Source organism: Mesorhizobium sp. M7A.F.Ca.MR.362.00.0.0, from assembly GCF_004023175.1.
Classification (GTDB): domain Bacteria; phylum Pseudomonadota; class Alphaproteobacteria; order Rhizobiales; family Rhizobiaceae; genus Mesorhizobium.
Genome location: NZ_RZTF01000513.1, coordinates 2,180 through 3,889 on the forward strand (window position 1 = coordinate 2,180; position 1,710 = coordinate 3,889).

At 65.7% G+C, this 1,710-nt stretch carries 2 protein-coding genes; both read left to right on the forward strand.

Going from position 1 to position 1,710, the window contains the following annotated elements; genetic code table 11:
• On the forward strand, window positions 1–380 hold a 380-nt coding region (mraY, locus tag EOC06_RS44240), incomplete at its 5' end, for a phospho-N-acetylmuramoyl-pentapeptide-transferase (RefSeq protein WP_245470317.1).
• 8 nt (window positions 381–388) lie between these two features.
• Window positions 389–1,710: UDP-N-acetylmuramoyl-L-alanine--D-glutamate ligase (gene murD / locus EOC06_RS34205; RefSeq protein WP_128309887.1), on the forward strand; the 1,322-nt coding region annotated here is incomplete at its 3' end.

The window sequence follows — 1,710 nt, forward strand, 5'->3', positions numbered from 1 at the left end:
GCACCGGTGAACTGGCGGTCGTGCTCGGCGCTGTCATCGGCGCCGGCCTCGGCTTCCTCTGGTTCAACGCGCCGCCTGCGGCGATCTTCATGGGCGATACCGGCTCGCTGGCCATGGGTGGCCTGATCGGCACCGTCGCGGTCGCCACCAAGCACGAGATCGTGCTGGTCATCGTCGGCGGATTGTTCGTCGTGGAAATCCTGTCAGTCATCATCCAGGTCGGCTACTTCAAGATGACCGGCAAGCGGGTGTTCCTGATGGCGCCGATCCACCATCATTTCGAAAAGCTAGGCTGGACCGAAAGCCAGGTGGTGATCCGCTTCTGGATCATCGCCGTCATCCTGGCGCTGGTCGGCCTGTCGACCCTCAAGCTGAGATAGGAAGCCCTTTGATCCCCGCCGCATCCTTTTCAGGCAAGCGCGTTTCCCTCTTCGGGCTCGGTGGCTCGGGGATTGCGACGGCGCGCGCGCTGATCGAGGGCGGCGCGGACGTGCTGGCCTGGGACGACAATCCCGAAAGCGTGGCCAAGGCCGCCGTTGCCGGTATCGCGACCGCTGATTTGCGCGGCGCCGACTGGGCGAAATTCTCGGCTTTCGTGCTGTCGCCGGGCGTCCCGCTGACGCATCCCAAGCCGCATTGGACGGTGGAGCTGGCGCGCGGTTCAGGCGTCGAGATCATCGGCGACATCGAGCTTTTCTGCCGCGAGCGGATGCTGAGCGCGCCGACGGCGCCTTTCATCGCCATCACCGGCACCAACGGCAAGTCGACGACAACCGCGCTGACCGCGCATATCCTCAAGGCCGCGGGACGCGACACCCAGATGGGCGGCAATATCGGCCGCGCGGTGATGACGCTCGATCCGCCCGAGCCCGATCGGCACTATGTGGTCGAATGCTCGTCTTACCAGATCGATCTCGCGCCTTCGATCAATCCGACGGCGGGCATCCTGCTTAACCTGACGCCCGATCATCTCGACCGCCACGGCACCATGCAGCACTACGCCGCGATCAAGGAGCGGCTGGTGGCCGGCAGCGAGACGGCGATCGTCGGCATCGACGATTCCTGGTGCGCGCAGATCGCCGAGCGGCTGGAGCGGGCGGGCCGGCCTGTCACCCGCATTTCCAAGCGCCTGCCACTGACGGACGGCTATTTCGCCGATGGCACCAATCTGATGGAAGCGGTGCACGGCCGTTACAGCCGCGTCGCCTTCCTCGAAGGCATCGGCTCGCTGCGCGGCCAGCACAATGCCCAGAACGCGCTGGCGGCGGTCGCCGCTTGCCTCAAGGTCGGACTGGAGCTTGGCGAAATCCAGTCGGGGCTGGAAAGCTTTCCCGGCCTCGCTCACCGCATGGAGCAGGTCGGCCGCAAGGACCATGTGCTGTTCATCAACGATTCCAAGGCGACCAATGCCGATGCGGCAGCACCCGCGCTATCCAGCTTTACGCGCATCTACTGGATCGCCGGCGGCCTGCCCAAGGAAGGCGGCATCGAGCCGTTGCGCGGCTTCTTTCCGCGCATCGCCAAGGCCTATCTGATTGGCGAGGCGGCGCCGGCCTTTTCGGCGACGCTGGGCGAGGCAGTTCCCTACGAGATCTCAGGCACGCTGGCCGCCGCGGTCGAGCACGCCGCGCATGATGCCGCTAAGGACGACAGCGGCGAGGCGGTGGTGCTGCTGTCGCCGGCCTGCGCCAGTTTCGACCAGTTCAAGAA